Here is an 18,104-nt window from a genome sequence, read left to right on the forward strand (position 1 = left end):
AGATAGGTTAGCCTAGCCAACTTAACGAAGGATCCACGGTGCCCACTCCTCCCGCGCAGCGCATCCGCACCCGAGTCGCCGTCATCGGCGCCGGCCCCGCCGGATTGAGCCTCGCGCACATGCTGGCGCTCCAGGGTGTCGACGCCGTGGTGCTGGAGCGGAGTTCCGAGGAACACGTCCGTTCGCGCGTCCGCGCCGGCGTGCTGGAGCAGTCCACCGTCGACGTCTTCGACCAGCTCGGCGTCAGCGCCGACCTCCACCGGGAGGCATTGCGACACAAGGGCTTCTACCTGCGATTCGACCGCGCCACACACCACCTGGACTTCCACGCCGACACCGGCCGCAACGCCTTCGTCTACGGACAGGCGAAGGTGGTCGGCGATCTGATCGATGCGCTCCCCGGCCGCGCCGCGCCGGTGATCTTCGACGCCGAGGCCGTCGCCGTCGAAGGCATCGGCACCGACCGGCCCGAGGTCCATTTCCGGACTCCGAACTCGACGGGCGTGGTCGCAGCCGACTTCGTCGCCGGCTGCGACGGCTTCCACGGGGTGGCGCGAGCCACCGCGGAACCGCACGTTCGGACGGTGCAGCGCGTGTACCCGTTCGCCTGGCTCGGCATTCTCGCGCACAGCACGCCGGTCACCGAGGAGGGCATGTACAGCGCGCACCCCGACGGCCTGTCGTTGCACAGCATGCGCGGCCCGCAGTTGTCGAGGCAGTACCTGCAGGTCCCGCACGACACCGACCTCGCCCACTGGTCGGACGAACGGATCTGGAAGGAGCTCCGCCACCGGAGCGCCGCAGACGACGCCGACGAGCTCGAGACCGGGGAGATCATCGAGCGCAGCCTCACCCGCCTGCGCAGCGCGGTCACCGAACCGATGCGGGTCGGTTCCTTGTTCCTCCTGGGCGACGCCGCCCACATCCTGCCGCCGACCGGAGCGAAGGGCCTCAACCTCGCGGTGTCGGATGCGTGCGTCCTCTCCAACGCGCTGGGCGGCTACTACGCGGACCGGCGCACTGACCTGCTCGACGCGTATTCGGTCACCGCGCTGGAGCGGATCTGGCAGACTCAGGCGTTCTCCTGGCGGCTCACCAGCGCGCTGCACCGACACGACGACGAATTCGACTGGCCGCTGCGCCGCGCCCGGCTGCAGCGCTGGGTGGCGTCGGAGACCGCGCGCCGCGAACTCGGCGAGGTGTATCTCGGCCTTCCGTTCCCGACCGATTGGCGCTACCGGTGACGCCCGACCGCACTGCGCATCGGCGGCCGCGGGTCGTCGATACCGAAGACGTCCGACAGCCGCCCGGGCACGTCCGCCGCCGCGACCGCGTACTCCCGGCGAGAGTCGCCGTCGACCTCGATCATCCGGTAATCGATCCGGCCGGACTCGGGGTCGATGCGGCCGGTCATCGTGCGCCGGCCGGCGTCGACCGGCAGCGTGCAGATCACCGAGCCGGTGAACCTCGACTGCCCGGACGTGCTGTGCCAACGGGCCATCCCGGCGAACTCATCCAACTCTCGGACCGCAGGGTCGATCCGGTAGCGGGCCGCGCCGGCCGACACGTCGCGGCCGGCCGGGTCGGCGAGATCGATCGGCCGCAGGATCATGTCGCCGCCGAAGCCGACGTCGACCAGCATCGCGGGATCGCCCGGCACCACGACTGCCACGTGACCGTCGGCCGGACCGAATCCCGCTCCCGAATCCACTCGCGCACCGTGCAGAACGGCGGGCACGCCCAGCGCCCGCAGGGCGTACAGCAGCAGTCCGTTGAGTTCGTAACAGATGCCGCCGCGACGGTCGTCCACGAGGCGCTGCGCGATCCGCGCCGGCTCGACACCGACCACGCGCCCGGCGTGGATCCCGAGGTTCTCGAACGGCACCCGCGCGTGCTGAGCCGTGGCCACCGCGCTCACCAGCGCTTCGATCCCGTTCGGCAGGTCGGCCTCGTCCAGGCCGATCCGGTCCAGATAGCGAGCGATTCCGCCCCTCGCGCACAGATCCATGCAACACAGGATAGGCTACCCTCATTCACTCTCGAGAGGAGCACCGATGAGGCACTCGGCACCACCGCGCACAGCGTCGCTGTCCGGTAAGACGCTGCGGCTGCGCCGGATCTTCTCCGCGCCGACCGGACGTGCGCTGATCGTCCCGATCGACCATTCGGTGACGGTCGGCCCACTGGGTCGCAAGAACCACGCCGACTGGACCGCCGCGATGCTCGCCGAGGCGGGCGCCGACGCACTCGTGGTCCACAAGGGCCGGGCGCGCCACATCGATCCGGCTCATTTCCGCGAACTGAGTCTGATCGTGCATCTGTCCGCGGGCACCTCGCTGTCGGTGGACACCACCTCGAAAGTCCTGGTCGGTTCGGTCGAGGAGGCGATGGCTCTCGGAGCGGACGCGGTGAGCATCCACGTCAACATCGGATCGCCCACGGAGGCGCAGCAACTCAACGATCTCGGCGTGGTCAGCGACGAGTGCGCCCGGCTCGGCATTCCGCTCCTGGCCATGATGTACAACCGGGGAATGGCCGAGACTCCGGGAACCCAGTCGGTCGCGACGCTGTCGCATCTGGCTGCCATCGCCACCGATCTCGGCGCCGACATCGTCAAGCTCGACTACGCGGGCGATCGCGCATCCATGGACGCGGTCGCGGACTCCTGCCCGCTGCCGATCGTTGTGGCCGGCGGCGCCTATCACGACGACGAGTCGGCGATCGAGTTCGGCACCCGGGTGGCCGAATCGTCGGTGGCCGGGCTGAGTTTCGGCAGGCACGTCTTCGGTGCCCGGAATCCGGCTCGTGTGGCCGCCGCCCTCGCCCACGTGCTGCACACTGGCGACCCCGCCCGTCCTCTCGAAAACTTTGGCTCCCGCACCGGCCTGTGAGACCGTTGCGGGAGCCAAAATATTTCGACTGCGGGGCTACACGTACCAGCAGCGGTGGCGGAGGCTGCCGCGGACGCGGCCGAGGAGGTTCCCGGCGTGGAATAGCCACCTGCCGGTCGGCACCCCGGTGATCGCGGTGGGCAGCAACGGATTCCGCAGCACTACGTACGCCACCTCATCGAGTGTCCCGTACCACTTCCGCCGCGGCAGCCCGTACGAGCGGTAATCGGAGTAGAGACGGACATCGCCCTCGCCGCACATGACCGACTGCTTCCACAGGCCACTGAGCGTGTCGCGGAGCCGATAGGCGACCAGTGCCCGCGGCGCATGGCCCAGCACACCGCCCGCCAACTGGACCCGAATGGTGAAATCCGAGTCCTCGGCCCCTCGGTCGTACGCGGTGTCGAATCCGCCCACCGCGGCGAAGACGTCCTTCCAGACACCGAGGTTGCACGTCGGCGACACCCGCAGGAAACCGGGGAACTCATACGGAGTCTCCGGCGGCAGCATGCCGCGCCAGCGTTGCACGTGCGGGGCGTTGAGGCTGTCGGTCTCGACCGCGCCGCCGACCGCCGAATACGTCCGCGCGACCGCCGTCAGCTCGGTCAGCCACTGCGGATGCGCGCGGTCGTCGGCGTCGCAGAAGGCGATGAAGTCGCCGCGCGCGGACTCCACCCCGATGTTCCGGGCCACGGACGCACCGCGTCCGGCCGAGGCGTCCACCCGGCGCAACTGCAGGCGGTCGGCGAGCGGGTGGTCCGCGAGATGGTCGGCGAGACCGTCGGTGGACCCGTTGTCGGCGACGATCACCTCGAAGTCGCCGGCGTAGTCCTGCCCGGCGAGCGCCGCCAACTGTTCGTCGATGACCGCGGCCGCGTTGCGCACCGGGATCACCACCGAGACCAGCCGGGGCAGGCCGCGGTCGGGTTCGGCGGGGCGCTCCCCGATCGCCCGCGCGCGGTCGGCGGGCCGCATCGATCGCAGCAGTGTCCGCTTCGGAATCTTTCCCGTCTCCCCGCGCAACGCGGCGCGGGTCCCGGCCGCGGTCAGGTACGCGCGCGCCGGCCGATGGCTGCCGATCAACATCGCGCGGCCTCGGACGAATGTGTCCTTGGCGATCGACACCGCGCACCACAGCGGCTCGCGCCGGCCGTAGCGGCGATACAGGGCGAGCCGGTTCCGCGCGATGTAGTAGTGGCGGAACGGCGCGTCCTGCGAGAACTCGATCGCCTCGCCGTCTGTGCCGCCGCGCGCGCCTTCCCGCATCAACGGACGCATGAGCGGGCGCAGCGGACGCGGCGGCGTCCACCGGGCTCGGTGGCCCAGGCTGTGTTCGATCCGACCGCCGGGAACGATGAGCGCCGGTGCCCCGCGCTCCCGTGCGCGCAGATAGAACTCGGTCTCGACGCAGTCGATGAACAGGTCCTCATCGAACAGGCCGATCGCGGCGAAGAGTTCCGCGGTCACGACCAGGCCGGACTGCAGCGGTTCGAAGGCGAGCGTCAAGCCTCGCTCGGCGAACCAGAAGGGCGCGACGTCGTCGTTGATGAGTGCGGGCGAGACCATCACCTCGGTGAGTCCGAGCGAGGCCGCCAGATGCAGATGGGTGCGGGCACGGTTGAGGTAGTCGCCGTCGATCAGCGTGTCCTGGTCGAGGGTCAGGACGGCGTCGGCCCCGGCGTCCAGTGCCCGCCGCACACCGATGTTCAGCGCGCTGGCGATGCCGGCGTTGCGCGGAGCGCACACCACATGCGCGCCTGCCTCGGCGCACCGGTCCAGGATCGTCCGCACGGCGGATTCCTCACGGTCCCCACGGTCGGCACGGTCGGTCAGGGACGGGGAGCCGTCGTCGATCACGACCACGGATTCGGCCTGCTCAACCGCCCGCCGGACGACGTCCACCAGTCGGTCGGTCGGCTCGAAGGACGTGACGACCGCGGCCACGGTCAGATCAGTCTTGGGGACCGGTGAATCACTCGTCATCTGAATACTCGTCATCACCGGTTCCTTCCTCCGCTCCCGTGTTCGCGGCGAGCGCGGCATGCACGGCCGCTGCCGTGCCGGCCGCGAAGGGCGCACGCATCATCGAATGGTGATCTCCCGGCACACGCACCTCGGTGACGCCCCCGGTCGCCAGAAGTGACCAGGTCGCGGGGTCGTCGGGGTTCGATTCCGCGGCGATCATCGTGACCGACCCGGGGTACGGCGTGGGCCGGTGCTGTCGGATCAACGCTCGTCCCAGATCCCAGAAGACCGTCCACTGCAATGTCGCCGGCAGCCGCCACAGTCCGGCGGTGGCGACCAGGAATCTCATCGCGGCGCGATTCCAGGCACGGTTCCAGGCGGAGAGCATCCGGGCCCCGGTACCGCGCGCCGGCGGCACAGCAGACGCAGTGACAGTCGCAGCGCCAGTGGCAGTGCCGGTGGTCCGCCGATCCGGCAGCGGCAGCGTGTCGCCGGTGTCCGCCGTACCTGCGACCGCATCACCGTCCCGGCCGGCGGCGAGACGAGCGCGCAGTTCCGGCTCGAACAGCGTGTCGATGAGAACGACGTTCGCGCGCTCACCCCGTCCGTGGAGGATCGCGGCCGCCTCGAGCATGACGAAGCCGCCGTACGAGTAGCCCGCGAACCAGTACGGTCCGGCGGGCTGCACGGCACGGATCTCCCGGATGGCGCGGCGGGCCGCGGCGCGGATCGAACGGTCGGCGCGGCCGCGTTGTTCGAGACCGTGTGCCTGCAGCCCGTAGACGGGACCGTCGCCGGGCAGTTCGCGAACCACCGGAAGCAACGCGGCCGCCGGGCTGCCCGCACCCGCCGCGAAGAACAGCGGCACCCCGGTGCCGTCGCGCAACCGGCTCAGCGTGCCGCGCGCCGCGGTCTGCGCGCGGTCGCGGTGCGCGTCATCGAGCAGCACCGCCAGGCCCGCGACCGTCGGTGTCTCGGCGAACTCGGCCGTCGAGAGGTCGACGAGCCAGCGGTCGCGAAGATCGGCGAGCATGCGTGCGGCGGCGAGCGAATCACCGCCGAGCGCGGTGAAGTCCTCCGACCGGCCCACCTCGTCGAGCCCGAGCACTGTGCACCACAGCGCGGCCAGTGCGGCTTCGGTGGGACCGCGGACGGGCTCGATCACTCGTTCGGGAGGCGGCGGCAGAGCGGCGCGGTCCACCTTGCCTCGTTCGGTACGCGGGAACTCGGTGAGCACCACGATGTGCCGCGGCGTCATCCACTCCGGCAGCGAGTCTCGCAGCGCCGCACGTACTTCCGACGGCGCGGGCGCCCACGTCGCCGGATCCACGGCGAGGTAGCCGGTGAGTTCGCCGGCCTCGCGATCGGCGACCACCGCGGCGTCCACCGCCCACGGCAGTTGCCGCAGCGCGAACTCCACTTCGGCGGGCTCGACTCGGTAGCCGCGCACTTTGATCGCGTCATCGAGCCGGCCGAGAAGGAGGAGGTCGCCGGTCTCGTCGAATCGACCCAGGTCGCCGGTGTAGAAGCGGGTGCGACCGTCGTCGAGGCGGACGAAGCGATCGGCGGTCAGCGCCCGATCGCGGTGGTAGCCGGCAGCCAGATACCGGGACTCGACGACGATCTCGCCGGTCTGACCCACCGGCACGTCGTCGCCGTCGTCGCCGACGATCCGGATGCGCTTGCCCGCTGCCGGCGTGCCTGCGGCCAGCGGCCCGGGCACCACCGCCCGATCGCGCGGGAACAGGTTGAAGGCGAGGTCGCCGGTCTCCGACGACCCCGACCAACAGCAGAAGGTGCCTCTCGACAGGACGGTGCGGCGTGCGAGTTCGACGTCGCTGTGGTGCGACGGCTCGCCGCACACCGACAACAGCCGGAGGTCGTTGAGCCCGCCCGTCCTGCCGGCGCCATCAGCGCCGGCGCTTCCGGCGAGCCAGGCGCGCAGCAGCGACGGAGTGGCGTGCGCGGTGGTGGCCGCTTCGCGATCGAGCCAGTCGCGCAGATCGGCGGCGCTGCGCCTCCGCACGTCCCAGAGCAGCATCGTCGCACCGTTGATCAGTGTCATCACCAGGCAGTCGAATCCGGCCCCGAAGCTCAACGGCAGAAGCACTGCGGCTCGGTCGTCGGGGCGAAGACCCATGAACTCCCGTCCGTCGCGCGCCTGGTTGGTCCAGCCCCGCTGCGTGTGGGCGACGCCCTTCGGCCGCCCCGTCGATCCCGACGTGAAGATGAGCACCGCGATGTCGCCCGGAGCGGGCTCGGGAACCGGTTCGGGCGCGGCCGGGAGCGCTCGGATCTCGGCCGGGCTGAGTTCCCGCGCGCCGGAGAGTTCCAGAATGTGGCCTCGTCGGTCGTCCGGCAGAAAGGGATCGAGCAGCACCAGTGGCCGGCCCGAGCACAACACCGCCAGGATGGCGGCGACCGAATCGATGTCGGACTCCGTCTCGACCGCGACCGGGCTATCGCGGTCGGGTACCGCGGCGGCGATGGCGCGGCCGCGGTCCTGCGCCCGAGCCGCCAGTTCGGCATAGGTGATCGAGCCGTCCGGGGTGCGGACCGCCACCGCCTCCGCGCGGGCCGCGGCCACGGCCAGCCACTGCGCGACCACCGTCTCGCCGGCCGCATCCCGCACCGCCTGCAGGTGCGACTCCGCACGCCTCGGCTGGATCGCGGTCTCCGCCGAGGTCATCGGTCCAACCCGGCGGCGATCGTCGGCCAGGACCGGTGCAGCTCGTCCTGCCAGTAGTTCCAGGAGTGGGTTCCAGTGGGGCGCAGATGCACGGTCGCCGGGATGTTCAGCGACCGCAAGCGCTGCGCCATCGCGGCCGTGCATGCCGACGTGGCGGCCTCGAGGGCACCGCCCACCAGGATCTGATCGGCGATCGGCGGCGCCCCGGGGGCTTGATGTTCGGGAGTGTCGTAGCGTCCCGGCAGCCCGCTGCCGCTCGACAGATACAGCGTGAGCCCGCGCAGGCCGGCCGCGTTGACGTACGGGTCGTTGCGAGTCCACCCGGGCGAACCGGCCGGTCCCCACATGTTGGTCGCGTCGGCGCCCGCCGCGGTGTACACGATGCCGCGCACGGCGGCTTCGCCTTCCGGTGTGCTCGTGCGCGCGCAGCCGCTGTACGACGCGACCGACCGATACAGCCCCGGTCGCGCGATCGCGAGGTTGAAGACCGATGTGGCCGACATCGACAGTCCGGCCACGGCGCGACGGCCGTCCGAGGCCAGGGCGTCGTCGACGACGGGCGGCAGCTCGCGGGTCAGGAACGTCTCCCATTGCGGCCGGCCGATCTTCGGGTCTCGTGACACCCAGTCCGTGTAGTAGCTGCCGATCCCCTTCTCGGGGATCACGACGTTGACGTGCTTGCGGGAGAAGAACTCGAGCGCATCGGTCTGCGCCAGCCAATTGGCCCCGTCCTCGCCTCCGCCGGCACCGTTGAGCAGGTACAGCGTCGGCGCATGCTCCTCATTCACCGGCGGTCGGAGAACCAGCAGCGGGATGTCGCGATTCATCGACTCCGAGTGGACGGTCATCCGCCACAGCGTCTTGTCCAGATGTTCCAACGCAACGAGCGATCCCGTCGCCCGCACTGGCGCCGCCACAGCTGTGGGCGCTAGCGCGACAACCGCTGTCACCAGCCCCGTCACGGCCGCGGTCGCCATCGCGGTGACTCGGATTCGGCCGGACCGGCCCCGCTTGATCTTCCTCATAGCTAGGTAAGACTAACCTAATAGAGAGCGCAGGACGCATGCGGCGTCCCAAGAACAACAGGGCGAGCACGAGCAGGCGAAGAGAAGTCGGAGTTCGACGCAGTTGACGTTCGACACGGTTGGTCCGACGCGGGTCCGACGCAGTCGGAGTACGCCGAAGAACCCGGCGACGGGAAAGATACGGGCCGCCGTCGGCGCGATCACTGCCGCCGGCGTTGCTCCGCCACCAGGACTCGAACCTGGAATGCCTGAACCAAAATCAGGAGTGTTGCCATTACACCATGGCGGATTGCCGCGGAGACGATTCTGCCACAGGGCCCACCGCACACCACCACGCCGTCACCAACGCTGGCCCCATGGGCTCTCGCACCTCTCCGCCACTCCCCCCGGGGTGCCGGAGAACCACCCCTCGCCGCACTCCGGCACCCGACCGCACCGATCGATGCGACCCAACCGGATGGTACATCCGGCAGGAAGTCGTACCACCGGAATCACCGATCCGCGACACTGACCCACCCTCCGGCGCGCACCGGGCGACGGCTACTTGAGACCCAGCACCGGAAGAAGGAACTCGCGCGCGAAATCCGAGAGCTCGCCGATGTCGTCGTAGTCCATGAGGTCACTGGGGATGGTGAGGAACGACCCCGCGATCCGGACCACCAGGTCGGCAGCCGGTATGGTCCGCACCCGCTTGGGGATGTTCCCTGCGGTCTGTTCGCGAAGGATCTGGTGCGCTACGAAGTCGCGCACCACGGTGAGAGTACGACCGTCGCCGCCGCCGACGAAGCCGGGCACCATCGCCGGCTCGGTCTCGAGCAGCTTTCGGATCAGCGGATTGCCGCCGATGGTCCGCAACGACGTCACGAAGGCCTGGACCACACGGTCGGCCGGGGTCGGCGCCTGCGCCATGACGTCGAGAAACTCGGTGAAGTAGTTCTGGAACTCGCGGACCATGACCGCGTCGACGAGCGCGTCCTTGGTGGCGAACTTGCGGTAGATCGTGATCCGAGCCGTCCCGGCACGTCGGGCTACCTCTTCCATCGACGTGCGCCCGATCCCCGTTTCACAGAACTGCTCATACGCGGCGTCGAGCAGTCTGGTCCGCGTCCGGTCGGTCTCGACGGTGTCGGTCTGCACCGCCTGCTGCATCGCACGCTCGAAGAGCGTGGCCTCGACCCGCCCGGCCGCAGGGATCACCACTGGCTTCAACCCCTCTCCAGTACCTACCCGACTCCTTCACGCTACGGCATCGGACGACCGGCCCATGCTCCGAATCCCGAGGCGTGCTACCCCGGCGACGCCGTGTTGCAAGTGTCGCTCCGTTGTTTCATATGGGCCGATGGGCGACCGCGCACCGTCAGTCGTCCACCCACTGCAGGACATCCCCGGGCTGACATTCGAGAACACGGCAGATCGCGTCCAGCGTCGAGAATCGCACCGCTTTGGCGCGGCCGTTCTTGAGAACCGCGACGTTGGCCGGCGTGAGGCCGACGCGTTCGGCGAACTCGCCCACGCTCATCTTGCGACGCGCCAACTCCACATCCAGGCGCACGACGATGGCCAATTCAGATCACCGCGTCCATGTCCGCACGCAGCGTCGTCGCCTGGCGCAGCAGCGATCTCATCACCACCATCAGCAGCACGAGCAGCAGGCAACCGAGTCCGACGACGGTCAGCAGGAAAGGCAGGCCGGGATCGTCGAGCTCTCCGAACAGCGCCAACGCCGCCAACAGCCCGGCGGGTACGAGACCCGCGGCGGCGACCGCACAGATGATCGTGTCCACCCACCGGAACGACGATCGGTCGAAGATCCGGTCGCGACGGACGTGACCGAGGAGCATCCATGTCGCAACGAGGACGACCTGCAGGCACAGGAACTCGTAGCCGACCAGGAAGGTCGCCGACCATCGTTCGCCTCCGGTCATCTCGCCGATGCTCTCGCGATAGCGGAACTGTCCGGGAAACGAGAGCGTCTGCAGAACGGTGACCCCCGCGAACAGCAGCACCAAGGTCGCCCGCAAGGGCCAGTAAGCGAGTGTGACAGCACGGTCCATGTGTCGATTATCGACGGAAATCTATCGAAATTCAATAGCTAATGGCGGCGCACCGCACTGTCGCGCACGCCACTGCGCACCTCGCCGAATAACACCTGACCGCACCGGCTGCGTAGGATTTGCCCCGGCGTACCTCCGCGGGATGGAAAGCTCTGCAGGAGTGCGTCGACGCTCGCGACCTTGAGATGCGGAGGGACTCGGATGACCGGACGACCGGCCCAGTCGAACGAAGAAGTCGCCGTCATTGTGCTGGCGGCGGGTGCCGGTACCCGGATGAAGTCGAAGACCCCGAAGATCCTTCACGAGATCGGCGGACGCAGCCTGCTCGGCCACGCACTGCACGGCGCCGCCGAACTCGCCCCCGATCACCTCGTCGCCGTCGTCAGTCACGAACGCGAGCGGGTCACCGCCGCCATCGGAGAGATCGCCGAGGAACTCGGCAGGCCGGTGACCGTCGCCGTTCAGGATGAGCCGTTGGGCACCGGCGACGCCGCCCGCGCCGGAATGACCGGACTCCCGGACGACTTCTCCGGAACCGTCTTGGTCACGGTCGCCGACGCCCCGCTGCTCGACGGCGCCACGTTGTCCGCGCTCGTCGCCGAACACTTGCGCGACGACGCGGGCGAACCGGCCGCCGTCACGCTGACCAGCTTCATCGCCGACGACCCCACCGGCTACGGACGAATCGTCCGGGCGGGCGGTCCCGGCCTGGACATCGCGTCGTCGGACGTCCTGGCGATCACCGAGCACAAGGACGCGACCGAGACCGAACGCGCGATCACCGAGGTGAACGCGGGGATCTACGCGTTCGCCGCCGACATGCTGCGGACCGGCCTGACCAGTCTGTCCACCGACAACGTGCAGGGCGAGTACTACATCACCGATCTCGTCGGCATCGCGCGCGAGGCCGGCCGGGCCGTGCACGCACTCACCGTCTCCGATCCGAGCGTGGTCGCCGGCTGCAACGACCGCGCGCAGTTGGCCGATCTCGGAGCCGAACTGAATCGCCGGATCGTCCGCAAGCACATGCTCGCCGGCGTCACCGTCGTCGACCCCGCGACCACCTGGATCGACGTCGACGTCACGCTGGGCCGGGACGTGCGCGTCGAGCCGGGCACCCAGCTCCGCGGCCGGACCTCCGTCGCCGACGACGCGGTGATCGGCCCCGACACGACGCTCACCGACGTGACCGTCGGCGAGGGAGCTGCGGTGATCCGCACCCACGGTTCCGACGCGCAGATCGGGCCCGGCGCCGCCGTCGGCCCGTTCGCGTATCTGCGACCCGGCACGGTCCTCGGCGCAGACGGAAAGATCGGTACGTTCGTCGAGACCAAGAACGCCCAGATCGGCCAGGGCACCAAGGTCCCGCACCTGACGTACGTCGGCGACGCGGAGATCGGCGAGAAGACCAACATCGGCGCGTCGAGCGTCTTCGTCAACTACGACGGCGTGGCCAAGCACAAGACGGTCATCGGCTCGCACTGCCGCACCGGCAGCGACAACATGTTCGTCGCCCCTCTCACGATCGGCGACGGTGTCTACACGGGCGCGGGCACCGTGCTGCGCGACGACGTGCCGCCGGGAGCCCTCGCGGTGTCGGCGGGCGCCCAGCGCAACATCGCCGATTGGGTGATCGCCAAGCGCCCCGGCACCCCTGCCGCCGACGCCGCCCGCGCCGCCCAGCAGAATCACACCCAGCAGAATCACACCCAGCACGATCACACCCAGCAAACCGAATAGCGTCACCCTGCGCCGACGGCGGCCACGAACCGCCCCGGCGCTCACACTCCGAGTACAGAAGCCGACCGCCTAGGAGAGAATGAGTCACCCATGACTTGGACGACCGACAATCAGAAGAACCTCATGCTGTTCGCCGGACGGGCACATCCCGAACTGGCGCAGGCCGTGTCGGACGAGCTGGGCGTTCACATCACCCCGCAGACGGCGCGCGACTTCGCGAACGGCGAGATCTTCGTCCGCTTCGAGGAGTCGGTCCGCGGCAGCGACGCCTTCGTGCTCCAGAGCTGCCCGTACCCGATGAACCAGTGGGTCATGGAGACCCTCATCATGATCGACGCGCTCAAGCGCGGCTCGGCCAAGCGCATCACGGCGATCATCCCGTTCTATCCCTACGCACGCCAGGACAAGAAGCACCGCGGCCGCGAGCCGATCTCGGCGCGCCTGATCGCCGATCTGCTCAAGACCGCGGGCGCCGACCGCATCGTGACGGTGGATCTGCACACCGACCAGATCCAGGGCTTCTTCGACGGCCCCGTCGACCACATGCACGCACAGGGCCAGCTGGCCGAGTACGTGCGCAACAAGTACGGCACCGACAACATCTGCGTGGTGTCTCCGGACGCCGGCCGTGTGAAGGTCGGCGAGAAGTGGGCCGACTCGCTCGACGGTGCTCCGATGGCGTTCGTCCACAAGACGCGCGACCCCGACGTCCCCAACCAGATCAAGTCGAACCGCGTCGTCGGTGAGGTCGCGGGCAAGACCTGCGTGCTGATCGACGACATGATCGATACCGGCGGCACCATCGCGGGCGCCGTGTCGGTCCTCAAGGAGGCCGGCGCCGGCGACGTCATCATCGCCACCACGCACGGCGTGTTCTCGCATCCCGCCGCCGAGCGCCTCGCCACCTGCGGCGCCAAGGAGGTCATCGCGACCGACACGCTGCCGATCCCCGAGGACAAGCGTTTCGACAACCTGACGGTCCTGTCGATCGCACCGCTGCTCGCGCAGACCATCCTCGAGGTGTTCAAGAACGGCTCGGTCACCAGCCTGTTCAACGGGAACGCCTGACCAGTACCGCATACCACGCGAAAGGCACGACGCGAGACGCCATGGCCCGGGAGACCGGCCATGGCGTCTCGCGTTCGTCTAAGCGGCGTGATCCGCCCGTTCAGACCGTTCAGACGGTCTGTTCGATTCCCTCGATCGCGACGTCGACCGTCTCCTCCGATCCGGTCGCCGCGCCACCCGGAGCGTCGGACCGTCCGGGGATGAAGAACGCCAGCACCAGCGCGGCCACGGCGGCGCCGGCGGCCAGCGCCATGATCCAGCGGAACGCGCTCTCCGACGGCACTGCCACGCCACCGAGCGTCATGGTCATCTGCGCGACGATCACACCCGCCAGCGCACTGGCGAAGGACGTGCCGAGCGAACGCATGAGCGTGTTGAAGCTGTTCGCCGCACCGGTCTGCGACGGCGGAACCGCTCCCATGATGAGCGCGGGCATCGCACCGTAGGCGAGTCCGGTTCCGAATCCGATGATGATGCCGATGACGATGAGCTGCCAGATCGAGTGCAGGGCGAAGACGCCGAGCAGGTAGCCCAACGCCACCACGATGGCGCCCACCATCAGGGTGATCCTCGGTCCGAAGGTGTTGGTCAGCCACGACGAGAGCGGTGCCGCGAGCAGGAGCATGATGCCGAACGGCGCCATCACCAAGCCCGCCACCATCATCGACCCGCCGAGACCGTAGCCGGTGGCCTCCGGCATCTGGACCACCTGCGGGAAGACCATGCTCGCCGCGAACATCGCGAAACCGAAGACGATCGAGGCGATGTTGGTGAACAGCACCTGCGGGCGGACGGCGACGCGGACATCGACGATCGGCTGCGAACTGCGCAGCTCCCAGCTCACCCACAGGATGAAGAGCACGATCGCTGCGGCGAAGCAGCCGAGGGTGGTGCCGCTCGACCAGCCCCAATCGGCGCCCTTCGAGACTGCGAGCAACAGCGCGAGCAGACCGCCCGACAGCGTCACGGCGCCGACGTAGTCGAAGCCGCCGCCCGACTTCTCCGGCGACTCCGGAACCACGATCACGACAGCGATCGCGCCTACGACACCCATGATCGCCGACACCCAGAAGAGCCAGTGCCAATCGGCGTACTCGGCGATCAGTGCCGCCAGCGGAAGCCCGAAGGCACCGCCGACGCCCAGCGATGCACTCATGGTCGCGACCGCGCCGGCCAACTTCTCCTTCGGCAGCACGTCGCGCATCACGCTGATGCCGAGCGGAATCACACCCGCCGCGAGACCCTGCAGAGCTCGTCCAACGATCATCGGCACCACCGACGTGCTCAGCGCACCGATCACCGAACCGACGATCATGATGCCCATGCTCACCAGCATCATGCGCCGCTTGCCGAACATGTCACCCAGCCGTCCCATCACCGGCGTCGCGACCGCCGCTGCCAGCAGTGTCGCGGTGATCACCCACGCGGTATTGGACGCCGGCGCGTTCAAGTACTCCGGCAGGTGCGGAATGATCGGGATCACCAGCGTCTGCATCAAGGAGACGACGATGCCGGCCAACGCCAGGACCGCTACGACGGCGCCGGTGGCCGGCGCTTTCTCCAGGGCCTCCGGGCCCGTCTTCTGTTCAACCATCTAAGAACGACCTCATCCGATACGAATGCGAGCGGGTCGGTGCCCGCTCGCGAGGAGTGTGTCCACACACTATCCGGAGGGTCCTCCGGATAGCAATGCGAGAGCGGCTACTGTCGTATCTGCAACACCGGCGACGACGAGAACGAGGAACGGGGGACACCGACGTGCCTGCCGCACCCGAGCCCGGGACCCGCCTGCGTTCAGACGCGCAGGCGAACTACAACCGTCTTGTCGCAGCGGCGACGACGGTGATCGATCGTGAGGGCGCAGACGCCCCACTCACCCTCATCGCGGCGGAAGCCGACGTCGGGATCGGCACGCTCTACCGCCGCTTCCCCACACGCGCGCACCTGATCGAGGCCGTCTATCGGCACCGGATCACCACCCTCTGCGACACCACCGAGGACTTCCTCACCGACGAGCCGACGCCCCACGCCGCATTGCAGGGCTGGATGACCAGGTTCGTCGACATGCTGATCACCCATCGCGCCGTCCCCGACGCGATCCGCCCGCTGTTGGCCTCGGATACCGACTTCCGGACCGAGACACGCAACAATCTGATCGCGGCACTCGTCCGGTTCCTCAGCGAAGGACGGCGAACGGGCACCATCCGCGAGGACGTGGATCCGGTCGACATCCTGCGCGTACTTACCGGCATCGCCTTTCTCAGCGAGACCTCCGACCACGCCCGCGGCTCGATCGCCCTGGTGGCCGACGGGCTCAGGCCCCAGCAGATCAGGCCCCAGCAGAGCTGATCGCAGCAAGCCGGCACCCAGTAACCTGGACCACGTGGACGCCACGATCTATCACAACCCCCGCTGCACCACCTCCCGTAACGCACTCACCCGGCTGCGCGAGGCGGGCGTCGAGCCCGAGGTCGTCAAGTACCTCGACACCGGTTGGACGCGCGAACAGCTCACGGCCATGTTCGACGCCGCCGGACTGACGCCCGCTCAGGCGGTCCGCAGACGCGAGAAGCTGTACAAGGAACTCGGGCTCGCCGACGCCTCGGACGACGAGCTGCTCGATGCGATGGTCGACCATCCGGTTCTGGTGGAGCGGCCCTTCGTCGTCACCGAGAAAGGCACCCGGCTCGCCCGGCCGATGGACCGACTCGACGAGATCCTGCCGTAGCCCGCTAAGGATTCAGCCCCGCTCACGATTCGGCCCCGCTAACGATTCACGCTGTACGCACTCACCGGATCCTCGAGCGGCCGATGCAAACCCGGAACGACCACCGCGGCGAGCGCGCGGACGAATCCCCGGGTGCAGTTCCAGAAGTCGAAGTAGTCACGCCACACGGCGATCCGGCCTTCGCGTACCTCGTTGCGGCCGCATACCCAGAACTGGATCCGCAACGGCCCCACCCGCAGTTCATCGATCCGCTCGGTCAGCACCACGCCGTCGTCGTCGGCGCTGATCGCGCGGATCTGCGCGTCGAATCCGATGCGATCGCCGTTGAGCCCGCGCATCACCTTCGCGAACCGTCGCTTGCCTCGTACGGTCGGCAGCGAGACGTTGGCGTACACGATCTCGTCGTCCACGCATTCCAGGGCCGCCTCGACCCGACCCTGGGCGAGGTCGGCGAAGAAGGCGTGGACGAGATCCGTCGGTTTCTGTGAGGTCATGCTCCGATGGTATTCTTGCCGCTGTTGTCTCGGCGAGGGTGCGAAGTCACCGTTATCGGCGCGACGGTCACCAGCTCTGCGGACTGCGTCGTCAGTCCACTCCTCGACCGTGTGCGGCGACGCTGAGGCGCCACCACGAAGAATCCCGAACCGAGGAGAATCGCATGGCTACCGCCCCGCAGCTCGCCGCCGCCGTCCGTGAAGAGAAGGGCAAGGGCGCCGCGCGCCGCGCCCGCGCCGCAGGCCAGGTCCCCGCCGTCCTGTACGGCCACGGCACCGACCCGGAGCACCTGCTGCTCCCCGACCGTGAACTCGCCGCCATTCTGCGCGCCAACGGTGTCAACGCCGTAGTGGAGCTCGACATCGCCGGCCAGAAGCAGCTCGCGCTGACCAAGCAGGTCGACGTCCACCCGATCCGCAACTACATCGAGCACGTCGACCTGCTCATCGTCAAGCGCGGCGAGAAGGTCAACGTCGAGGTCGCCATCCTGATCGAGGGCGTCGCCGCCAGCGGCACGCTCACCATTCAGGACGCCAGCGCCGTCGAGGTGGAGGCCGAGGCCCTGCACATCCCGGAGAACATCGTCGTGGACGTCCACAACCTCCCCGCGGGCACCAACGTCACCGCCGCCGACCTGAAGCTGCCGGCGGGCGTCGAGCTGATCACCGACCCCGAGACCCTCGTGGTCACCATCGAGGCCGCCAAGACCGCCGCGGAGACCGTGGGCGAGGAGGCCGACGAGGAAGCCGCCGAGGACGCCGCGGAGTGATCTCCCCGGCTGGACGGCTCTGAGTGAAACTCATTGTCGGACTGGGCAATCCCGGTCCCGCTTACGAGAAGACCAGGCACAACGTCGGCGCGATGGTCGCCGACGGCCTGGTCTCCTCGTATGGCGAGAAATTCTCCGTGCACAAGCGCTCCGGCGCGCTGACCGCCACTGTGCGCATCGGCGGCGAACCGGTACTGGTCGCGAAGTCACGGACGTACATGAACGTCACGGGCAGGCAGATCGGCCCGCTGGCGTCGTACTACTCGGTCGCTCCCGGCGACCTGATCGTGCTCCACGACGAGCTCGACATCGACTTCGGTGCCGTGCGTCTCAAACTCGGCGGCGGTGAAGGCGGGCACAACGGCCTGCGCTCGATCAGCCAGACCCTCGGTACCCGCGACTACCTGCGCGTCCGTCTCGGCATCGGGCGCCCGCCCGGACGTCAGGATCCGGCCGATTACGTCCTCAAACCGTTTCCCGGTTCGGCGAAGGCCGAGGTGGAACTGCTGGTGGCCAACGGTGTCGACGCCGCCGAACTGCTCGTGAAGCAGGGACTCGAAGCCGCTCAGAACGTCGTTCACGCCTGGTAGTCGGCCCGACGTCACCGGACCCGCCCGACGAGCCTGCGGCCGTCGGGACAAATTTGCGCGACCGCCTTCCCGATCCCCTCGCCGTCGGCG

Annotated in this window: 17 protein-coding genes and 1 tRNA gene; 8 read left to right on the plus strand and 10 right to left on the minus strand. The window is 68.8% G+C overall.

The window, feature by feature from the left end:
• Positions 1-38 precede the first annotated feature (38 nt).
• Positions 39-1,244 carry a 4-hydroxybenzoate 3-monooxygenase gene (locus tag ACE11G_RS13395; RefSeq protein WP_375002527.1) on the plus strand — a complete coding sequence of 402 codons (1,206 nt, stop codon included), beginning with the start codon at positions 39-41 and terminating at the stop codon, positions 1,242-1,244.
• Here ACE11G_RS13395 and ACE11G_RS13400 read toward each other — a convergent pair.
• A complete protein-coding gene (locus tag ACE11G_RS13400) occupies positions 1,235-2,008 on the minus strand; it encodes an arylamine N-acetyltransferase (RefSeq protein WP_375002529.1) in 774 nt (257 codons plus the stop codon). The two genes, ACE11G_RS13395 and ACE11G_RS13400, sit on opposite strands and share 10 nt — an antisense overlap.
• A 46-nt stretch (positions 2,009-2,054) precedes the next feature.
• On the opposite strand from ACE11G_RS13400, the gene ACE11G_RS13405 reads away from it, so the two are divergent.
• Positions 2,055-2,891: a 2-amino-3,7-dideoxy-D-threo-hept-6-ulosonate synthase gene (locus ACE11G_RS13405; protein ID WP_006897711.1), complete on the plus strand. Its 837-nt coding sequence runs from the start codon at positions 2,055-2,057 to the stop codon at positions 2,889-2,891.
• Positions 2,892-2,927: 36 nt separating this feature from the next.
• Here the strand turns inward: ACE11G_RS13405 and ACE11G_RS13410 are convergent, their stop codons facing one another.
• The 7 genes from ACE11G_RS13410 to ACE11G_RS13440 form a co-directional block, all read right to left on the minus strand.
• Positions 2,928-4,889, minus strand: a complete 1,962-nt coding sequence (locus ACE11G_RS13410; RefSeq protein ID WP_233500099.1) for a glycosyltransferase — start codon at positions 4,887-4,889, stop codon at positions 2,928-2,930.
• Positions 4,864-7,545, minus strand: a complete 2,682-nt coding sequence (locus ACE11G_RS13415) for an AMP-binding protein (RefSeq protein ID WP_375002532.1) — start codon at positions 7,543-7,545, stop codon at positions 4,864-4,866. Before ACE11G_RS13415 ends, ACE11G_RS13410 begins: the two co-directional genes overlap by 26 nt.
• The gene (locus ACE11G_RS13420; RefSeq protein WP_375004155.1) at positions 7,542-8,522 is read right to left on the minus strand and encodes an alpha/beta hydrolase; all 981 of its coding nucleotides are present in this window, start codon (positions 8,520-8,522) and stop codon (positions 7,542-7,544) included. The genes ACE11G_RS13415 and ACE11G_RS13420 overlap by 4 nt, the downstream gene beginning before the upstream one ends.
• Positions 8,523-8,788: 266 nt before the next feature.
• Positions 8,789-8,859, minus strand: a tRNA-Gln gene (locus tag ACE11G_RS13425).
• A gap of 251 nt (positions 8,860-9,110) precedes the next feature.
• Complete coding sequence (locus ACE11G_RS13430; RefSeq protein WP_375004157.1) at positions 9,111-9,770, minus strand: TetR/AcrR family transcriptional regulator; 660 nt, start codon at positions 9,768-9,770, stop codon at positions 9,111-9,113.
• 157 nt (positions 9,771-9,927) lie between these two features.
• Complete coding sequence (locus tag ACE11G_RS13435) at positions 9,928-10,134, minus strand: helix-turn-helix transcriptional regulator (protein ID WP_045538507.1); 207 nt, start codon at positions 10,132-10,134, stop codon at positions 9,928-9,930.
• A 1-nt stretch (position 10,135) separates the two neighbouring features.
• Positions 10,136-10,624 (minus strand): DUF2975 domain-containing protein, encoded by a 489-nt coding sequence (locus tag ACE11G_RS13440; RefSeq protein WP_045538506.1) that lies wholly within the window; start codon positions 10,622-10,624, stop codon positions 10,136-10,138.
• A 201-nt stretch (positions 10,625-10,825) separates the two neighbouring features.
• On the opposite strand from ACE11G_RS13440, the gene glmU reads away from it, so the two are divergent.
• Both glmU and ACE11G_RS13450 read left to right on the plus strand, forming a co-directional pair.
• The gene (gene glmU / locus ACE11G_RS13445) at positions 10,826-12,364 is read left to right on the plus strand and encodes a bifunctional UDP-N-acetylglucosamine diphosphorylase/glucosamine-1-phosphate N-acetyltransferase GlmU (protein WP_375002534.1); all 1,539 of its coding nucleotides are present in this window, start codon (positions 10,826-10,828) and stop codon (positions 12,362-12,364) included.
• Positions 12,365-12,454: 90 nt separating this feature from the next.
• Positions 12,455-13,432, plus strand: a complete 978-nt coding sequence (locus ACE11G_RS13450) for a ribose-phosphate diphosphokinase (RefSeq protein WP_006897703.1) — start codon at positions 12,455-12,457, stop codon at positions 13,430-13,432.
• Positions 13,433-13,541: 109 nt separating this feature from the next.
• On the opposite strand, the gene ACE11G_RS13455 is transcribed toward ACE11G_RS13450, so the two are convergent.
• A complete protein-coding gene (locus tag ACE11G_RS13455) occupies positions 13,542-15,026 on the minus strand; it encodes an MFS transporter (protein ID WP_062368021.1) in 1,485 nt (494 codons plus the stop codon).
• Between the two features lie 164 nt (positions 15,027-15,190).
• Between ACE11G_RS13455 and ACE11G_RS13460 the strand changes: the two genes are divergently transcribed.
• Positions 15,191-15,781 (plus strand): TetR/AcrR family transcriptional regulator, encoded by a 591-nt coding sequence (locus ACE11G_RS13460; RefSeq protein WP_045538502.1) that lies wholly within the window; start codon positions 15,191-15,193, stop codon positions 15,779-15,781.
• Between the two features lie 34 nt (positions 15,782-15,815).
• Positions 15,816-16,160 carry an arsenate reductase (glutaredoxin) gene (gene arsC / locus ACE11G_RS13465; RefSeq protein ID WP_006897700.1) on the plus strand — a complete coding sequence of 115 codons (345 nt, stop codon included), beginning with the start codon at positions 15,816-15,818 and terminating at the stop codon, positions 16,158-16,160.
• Positions 16,161-16,198: 38 nt separating this feature from the next.
• On the opposite strand, the gene ACE11G_RS13470 is transcribed toward arsC, so the two are convergent.
• The gene (locus ACE11G_RS13470; RefSeq protein ID WP_045538500.1) at positions 16,199-16,654 is read right to left on the minus strand and encodes a limonene-1,2-epoxide hydrolase family protein; all 456 of its coding nucleotides are present in this window, start codon (positions 16,652-16,654) and stop codon (positions 16,199-16,201) included.
• 164 nt (positions 16,655-16,818) lie between these two features.
• On the opposite strand from ACE11G_RS13470, the gene ACE11G_RS13475 reads away from it, so the two are divergent.
• Entirely contained in the window at positions 16,819-17,424 is a 606-nt protein-coding gene (locus ACE11G_RS13475) for a 50S ribosomal protein L25/general stress protein Ctc (RefSeq protein WP_006897698.1), read from the plus strand.
• Between the two features lie 23 nt (positions 17,425-17,447).
• Positions 17,448-18,014: an aminoacyl-tRNA hydrolase gene (pth, locus tag ACE11G_RS13480; protein ID WP_045538499.1), complete on the plus strand. Its 567-nt coding sequence runs from the start codon at positions 17,448-17,450 to the stop codon at positions 18,012-18,014.
• Positions 18,015-18,104: the final 90 nt, after the last annotated feature.

It is taken from the genome of Gordonia sp. PS3 (assembly GCF_041950545.1).
Classification (GTDB): Bacteria; Actinomycetota; Actinomycetes; order Mycobacteriales; family Mycobacteriaceae; genus Gordonia; species Gordonia sihwensis.